Annotated in this window: 7 protein-coding genes; all 7 read right to left on the bottom strand. The window is 71.9% G+C overall.

The window, feature by feature from the left end:
- The coding region (locus tag AB0L37_RS37045) for a homocysteine S-methyltransferase family protein (protein ID WP_365516103.1) at positions 1 to 1304 on the bottom strand (1304 nt) is incomplete at its 3' end.
- Entirely contained in the window at positions 1301 to 2320 is a 1020-nt protein-coding gene (locus tag AB0L37_RS37040; protein WP_365516100.1) for a carbohydrate kinase family protein, read from the bottom strand. The genes AB0L37_RS37040 and AB0L37_RS37045, both read right to left, overlap by 4 nt.
- 107 nt (positions 2321 to 2427) lie before the next feature.
- Positions 2428 to 3636, bottom strand: coding sequence for a methionine adenosyltransferase (gene metK / locus AB0L37_RS37035; protein ID WP_365516097.1), 1209 nt, complete (start codon positions 3634 to 3636; stop codon positions 2428 to 2430).
- A 56-nt stretch (positions 3637 to 3692) separates the two neighbouring features.
- The gene (locus tag AB0L37_RS37030; protein WP_365516095.1) at positions 3693 to 3839 is read right to left on the bottom strand and encodes a hypothetical protein; all 147 of its coding nucleotides are present in this window, start codon (positions 3837 to 3839) and stop codon (positions 3693 to 3695) included.
- Positions 3836 to 4759: an alpha/beta hydrolase gene (locus AB0L37_RS37025; protein ID WP_365516092.1), complete on the bottom strand. Its 924-nt coding sequence runs from the start codon at positions 4757 to 4759 to the stop codon at positions 3836 to 3838. The genes AB0L37_RS37030 and AB0L37_RS37025 overlap by 4 nt, the downstream gene beginning before the upstream one ends.
- A gap of 94 nt (positions 4760 to 4853) precedes the next feature.
- Complete coding sequence (locus AB0L37_RS37020) at positions 4854 to 5099, bottom strand: acyl-CoA carboxylase epsilon subunit (protein WP_365516089.1); 246 nt, start codon at positions 5097 to 5099, stop codon at positions 4854 to 4856.
- Between the two features lie 166 nt (positions 5100 to 5265).
- Positions 5266 to 6363 carry an FAD-dependent oxidoreductase gene (locus tag AB0L37_RS37015; protein WP_365516086.1) on the bottom strand — a complete coding sequence of 366 codons (1098 nt, stop codon included), beginning with the start codon at positions 6361 to 6363 and terminating at the stop codon, positions 5266 to 5268.
- Between the last annotated feature and the right edge of the window lie 30 nt (positions 6364 to 6393).

Genomic DNA, 6393 nt, shown 5'->3' with positions numbered 1-6393 from the left:
TAGTTGACCGAGTTGATGACCGCACGCCCGCCCAGCTTCTCCAACCCCGCCCGGATCACCGGCACTTCGGTCGAGTCCAGCACGATCGGCAGCGTCGAGGCAGTCGCGAAACGGCCCGCCAGCTCCTCCATGTCCGCGACACCGTCGCGGCCCACATAGTCGACACACAGGTCGAGCATGTGCGCGCCCTCACGGATCTGGTCGCGCGCCATCTCCACACAGTCGTCCCAGCGACCCTCCAGCATCGCCTCCCGGAACTTCTTCGACCCGTTCGCGTTCGTCCGCTCACCGATCGCCATGTACGCGGTGTCCTGACGGAACGGCACCGTCTGATAGAGGGAAGCCGCACCCGGCTCGGGACGCGGATCGCGTCGCGGCGGGGTCATGTCACGCACCCGCTCGACGACCTGGCGCAGATGCTCGGGCGTCGTGCCGCAGCAGCCGCCGACCAGCGAGAGGCCGTAACTATTGATGAAGTTCTCCTGCGCGTCCGCCATCTCCGGCGGCGTCAGCGGGAAGTGCGCGCCGTCCTTGGTCAGGATCGGCAGACCGGCGTTCGGCATGCACATCAGCGGCGTCGAGGAGTGCTGCGCGAGGTAGCGCAGGTGCTCGCTCATCTCGGCGGGACCGGTGGAGCAGTTCAGGCCGATCAGGTCGATGCCGAGCGGCTCCAGGGCGGTGAGCGCCGCGCCGATCTCCGAGCCGAGCAGCATCACGCCCGTCGTCTCGAACGCCAGGGAGCAGATCAGCGGGACCGAGACACCGAGGGCGTCCATGGCGCGGCGGGCACCGATCAGCGACGACTTCGTCTGCAAGAGGTCCTGCGACGTCTCCACGATCAGCGCGTCCGCGCCGCCCGCGAGCAGGCCCTCGGCGTTCTGCTGGTAGCCGTCACGGATCGTCGCGTAGTCGATGTGGCCCAGTGACGGCAGCTTCGTACCGGGCCCGATCGAACCGAGCACCCAGCGCTGCCGGCCGGTGGACGCGGTGAACTCGTCCGCCACCTCGCGGGCGATCCGCGCGCCCGCCTCGGACAGCTCGACGATCCGGTCCGCGATCTCGTACTCGGTCGCGGCCGTGAAGTTCGAGCCGAAGGTGTTGGTCTCCACGCAGTCCACGCCGACGGCGAAGTACGCCTCATGGACGGAGCGGACGATGTCGGGGCGGGTGACGTTCAGGATCTCGTTGCAGCCCTCCAGATCCTGGAAGTCCTCCAGGGTGGGGTCCTGCTCCTGGATCATGGTGCCCATCGCGCCGTCGGCCACCACGACACGGGTGGCGAGGGCTTCACGGAGGTCTGTCATGGCGTACCGTCCAGGGCCTTGCGGTCGTCCAGGGAATCCAACGCCCCCAGGACGGGGGCGAGTTCGGCGGTCGCGGTCGCGCCGTAGGCGCGTTCCGCCGTGGCCGTCAGGCGGTGCCGGTCGAGCCGGTACGTCTGCGAGCCGACCGTCGACAGGGCGGCCGACGCCACCACGCAGCCCAGGCGGGCCGCCGCGGGCAGCGACAGGTCACGGCCGAGGGCGGCGAGGAAGCCGGCGCGGAAGGCGTCGCCCACCCCGGTCGGGTCGGTGATGGGTGCGTCGGGCACGGCGGGCACGGTGAGCGGGTCGTGGCCCGCGCGGTCGATGCGCACGCCGGCCTCGCCCAGGGTGGTGACCCAGGCGCCGGCCCGGGCGAGGACGTCGTCCCGGTTCCAGCCGCTGCGTTCGAGGAGCAGGGCGGCCTCGTACTCGTTGGTGAACAGCCAGCGGGCGCCGTCCACCAGCTCGCGCACCTGAGGGCCGTCGAGGCGGGCGAGCTGCTGGGAGGGGTCGGCGGCGAAGGGCAGGCCGAGAGCCCGGCACTCGCGGGTGTGCCGCAGCATCGCCTCGGGGTCGTTCGGGCCGACGAGCACCAGGTCGGGGCGGTGCCTTCCGTCCAGGACCCGGCCGAGGTCGATGTCACGGGCCTCCTGCATGGCGCCCGCGTAGAACGAGGCGATCTGGTTGGCGTCCTCGTCGGTGATGCACATGAAGCGGGCGGTGCCGCGCCCGGCGGAGACGTGCACGGCACCGGTGTCGACGCCGTGCTCCTTCAGCCAGACCTCGTACTCGGCGAAGTCGGCGCCGACGGCCCCGACGAGCAGGGGGTCGAGGCCGAGCCGGCCGAGGCCGAAGGCGACGTTGGCGGCCACTCCGCCCCGGCGCACCTCGAGCGCGTCGACCAGGAAGGAGAGGGAGACATGGGCGAGTTGGTCGGGGATGAGCTGGTCCGCGAACCGCCCGGGGAAGACCATCAGATGGTCCGTGGCAATGGATCCTGTCACCGCGATACGCACATGAACTCCTGAACTCCTGAACTCCGGTACGCCTGTGGGGTGGCCGGCCCGTACGGGGCCGGTACGCCTGTGAGGGGGGCCGGCCCGGACGGGGCCGGCCAGGGGCCCTAGATGCCCGCTGCGGCCTTGAGGGCCTGGGCCCGGTCGGTGTGCTCCCAGGTGAAGGCGGGCAGTTCGCGGCCGAAGTGTCCGTAGGCCGCGGTCGCGGCGTAGACGGGCCGCTTCAGGTCGAGGTCGCGGATGATCGCGGCGGGGCGCAGGTCGAAGACCTGGTTGATGGCCTGCTCGATGGCCTCCTGGGCGACGACCGCGGTGCCGAAGGTCTCGACGAAGAGACCGACGGGCTCGGCCTTGCCGATGGCGTACGCGACCTGGACCTCGCAGCGCGACGCCAGGCCCGCGGCGACCACGTTCTTGGCGACCCAGCGCATCGCGTACGCCGCCGAACGGTCCACCTTGGACGGGTCCTTGCCGGAGAAGGCGCCGCCGCCGTGCCGGGCGTAGCCGCCGTACGTGTCGATGATGATCTTGCGGCCGGTGAGCCCCGCGTCACCCATCGGGCCGCCGATCTCGAAACGGCCGGTCGGGTTCACCAGCAGGCGGTAGTCCGCCGTCTCCAGTTTGATGCCGTCCTCGGCGAGTTCGGCGAGGACGTGCTCGACGACGTGCTCGCGGACGTCGGGGGCGAGCAGGCCGTCCAGATCGATGTCCGGGGCGTGCTGCGAGGAGACGACGACCGTGTCCAGGCGCAGCGGCCGGCTGCCCTGGTACTCGATGGTGACCTGGGTCTTGCCGTCGGGGCGCAGGTAGGGGACGGTCCCGTCCTTGCGGACCTCGGTGAGACGGCGCGAGAGGCGGTGCGCCAGGTGGATCGGCAGCGGCATCAGGGTGGGCGTCTCATCGGTGGCGTAGCCGAACATGATGCCCTGGTCGCCGGCGCCCTGGGCGGCCAGTTCGTCGCCCGTGCCCTCGACACGGGACTCGTAGGCGGTGTCGACACCCTGCGCGATGTCCGGGGACTGGGCGCCGATGGACACCGACACACCGCAGGAGGCGCCGTCGAAGCCCTTCGCCGAGGAGTCGTAGCCGATTTCGAGGATCTTGTCGCGGACGAGCGTGGCGATGTCCGCGTACGCGGTCGTCGTCACCTCGCCCGCGATGTGCACCTGGCCGGTGGTGATCAGGGTCTCCACGGCGACGCGTGCGCCGGGGTCCTGGGCGAGCAGCGCGTCCAGGATCGTGTCGCTGATCTGGTCGGCGATCTTGTCGGGATGGCCCTCGGTCACGGACTCCGAGGTGAACAGACGGCGGGACATGTCTCTCCAGGAAGGTGGTGGGTGGTGTCGGTGGATCGGCGGACTCGTCGGGGCTGTCAGTCGGCGCCGCGGAAGATCGACGGATCCGGAGACTCGTGCTCCTCCCCCGCGAGCAGGGCGGGGCGTACGACTGCTCCGGTCGGTGCCGGGCCGGGCTCGGTGTCCTCGGAAGGGGCGAGGGGGCCGTGCCAGTCGATGCTCATCTCTGTCTCTCTCCCGGTGGCTTCGGCGGCGCGGTTCCCCGGGCGGGAGCCGCGTCCTTGGCGAGCAGGCAGTCCTCCAGGAAACCGAGGGCTTTGAGGTGGTAGGTGCGGGCCGCCCAGCCCAGGCTCAGGTTGTGCCCGGCGTCCGGCTGGTGGGCGATGAGCGTCGTCGGGGCGGCCAGCGGGCGGCGCAGGGCGGCCAGGGCGGCGTCGTCGAACTGCCACCACTGCTCCTGCTCGGCGAAGGTGAACCGGACCGGGACCCGTACCCGGCGCGCGAGGCGCGGGTACATCTCGGGCCACAACGGCCCTTCCCGCGCCTCCAGTTCGGGCACCGGCGCCACCAGATGGCGGCCCTGCCGGAAGGCGTCGGGCGGGTAGAGCCGCAAGGGGCCCCAGTGGCGGCGCCAGTCCCCGTGGCCGTGCGGGCCCGGCAGCTGGTCGGCGCGTACGGCGAGACGGCTGCCGAGGCCGGAGATGTCCAGGCCGATCAGCTCCCGGCCGCGTGGGTCGGCGGCCGCGGCCAGCGCCAGCTTGCCGCCGTTGGAGTGGGCCACGAGGAAGACGCCCGCGCCGGTGTCGTGGGTGGCCGCGAAGTGGGCGATGCCGTCGTGCAGGGTCGCCGCCTGCTCCGCCAGGCGCTGGCCGTGCGGCAGGCGGGGCGCCGAACTGCCGTAGCCGGGGCGGTCGACGGACAGCACCGTGTAGCCGAGCTCGGCGCCGAGGGTGAGCAGCGAGAGACCGGGGCGGGCCCGGCTGTCGAAGTAGCCGGCGCGCATGCCGCCACCGTGCACCGCGACCACGACGGCCCGTGGCCGGCCCGAGGGGGGTTCGGCGATCAGGGCCGACAGCGGGATCCCGGCGGCGTCCAGGGTGATCTCGCGGGCCCGGACGGTATCGGTGGTCAACAGCTGGGTCATGGGGCCGGCCGGCGTACGGGGACGGCGGGTTCACCGGGGTGCGGCAGTGCGGCGCGCACGGCCGCGGCCGAGGGCGCGCTCACCTCGGTCACGCTCATCGCCGGATTGCGTCGTCGCGCCAGCTGCGCGGCGTGCCGGCGCGGGTACGGCGTTCCAGGCGGCGCCAGCGCGCGGTGCGCGGGGCGGGTTCGTCGCCTTCGGCGTAGGCGTGCTCCAGGGTGCCGGCGGCGCGGGCGAGCAACACCGCGGTGAGCGCGGCGAGTTCGGTCGCGTCGGGGTTGCCCTTCTCGATGCGCAGCACGGGGCCGCTGTGGTCCGGGACGTCCGTGGACGGTGACATGGGCGTCGTCTCCGTGGTCGTAGGAACGGGTCGGGAAACGCGAACGCCGCACGAACCCGCCGGTCCCCGACGGGGGATGAAGGGACCGGCGAGCTCGCGCGGCGAGCTCGGATGGAGCGGTGGTGCGGGTGGTGCGGTGAGGCGTTGGTGCGGGGTGGTCGCCGGATCAGGCGGCCGTGGGACCCAGCTGGCCGACGAAGCGGCCGGTGAACAGGTCCTGGCCCTTGAACTGGGAGACCATCTCGGTCGCGGCGACGAACGGGCCCTCGGGCGAGGGGAGCTGGCCGACGCCGCCCTCGCTGCCGAGCGGCAGGAGGATCATCGGGAAGCCCAGCGGCTGGTACGTCTCCGTCGGCTCCTCGCCCTTGATCTGGGCGAGGATGTTCTTGGCGACGACCTCGGCGTGCTGCATCGCGTAGCCGGCCATCTTGGCCTCGGCGACGTCGGTGATGTCGCCGACCGCGTAGACGTGGTCGTGGCCCTTGACGTTGAGCTTCTCGGTCACGGGGACCTGGCCCTGCTCGGTGAGGGCGGTGAGCTTGCCGTCGGCGAGGTAGCCGTTGTTGAGGGTCGTGCCGAAGGCGCGGTACCAGACGTCGGCCGTGATCTCGTCACCGGCGGTCGTGCTGACCGTGAAGGAACCGGCCTGGCCGGAGGGGGTGCCCGGCTCGGCCGTCAGACCGGTGCCGAGGCGGACGTCGACGCCCAGCGCGTCGAGCTGCTTGTGCAGGTCCTCGACGACCTCGGGCTTGAAGCCGGGCAGCAGCTCCGTGGCCGGGTCGACGATGGTCACCTTCTTGTCCGCCCAGACCTGCTTGATCTCACCGGCGAGTTCGAGGCCGACCGGGCCCGCGCCGAGGATGAGGACGCTGTCCGCGCCGAGCAGCTCCTTGTGCGAGGTGCGGAAGTCCGCGAGCGCCTCCTCCACGGTGGCGGCGGCGGGGTTGGCCGGGTAGGCGTAGCTGGAGCCGGTCGCCAGGACCACGTAGTCGGCCGCGACGTGCCGGCCCGAGGCCAGGGTGACGCCGGTGGGGTCCACGGAGACGGCGCGGTCCTGGATGACCTCGCCCTCGGTGAGCAGCGTCTTGAAGGGGAAGAACATGTTGGGGGCCCACTCGGGCTGGGCCAGCGCGCGCAGCGACCCCGCCACGTTGGCGAAGGCGTCACGCGGGTCGATCAGGACGACCTCGGCCTCGGACTCCAGGGCCTTGGCCACCGCGGCGCCCCCGTAGCCTCCGCCGACAACGGCGACTTTACGACTCATGATTCACACTCCACAAACCAAAGAAGAATT

It is taken from the genome of Streptomyces sp. NPDC052225, assembly GCF_040679615.1.
Taxonomy (GTDB): Bacteria; Actinomycetota; Actinomycetes; order Streptomycetales; family Streptomycetaceae; genus Streptomyces.
Note: the sequence above shows the minus strand (reverse complement) of the source record. Positions and strands in the feature narration are given on the sequence as shown.

Excerpts from the sequence above, each read along its gene's own strand:
- metK (WP_365516097.1), bottom strand. The coding sequence starts at position 3,636 with ATGTCCCGCCGTCTGTTCACCTCGGAGTCCGTGACCGAGGGCCATCCC.
- AB0L37_RS37030 (WP_365516095.1), bottom strand. The coding sequence starts at position 3,839 with ATGAGCATCGACTGGCACGGCCCCCTCGCCCCTTCCGAGGACACCGAG.
- AB0L37_RS37025 (WP_365516092.1), bottom strand. The coding sequence starts at position 4,759 with ATGACCCAGCTGTTGACCACCGATACCGTCCGGGCCCGCGAGATCACC.
- AB0L37_RS37020 (WP_365516089.1), bottom strand. The coding sequence starts at position 5,099 with ATGTCACCGTCCACGGACGTCCCGGACCACAGCGGCCCCGTGCTGCGC.
- AB0L37_RS37015 (WP_365516086.1), bottom strand. The coding sequence starts at position 6,363 with ATGAGTCGTAAAGTCGCCGTTGTCGGCGGAGGCTACGGGGGCGCCGCG.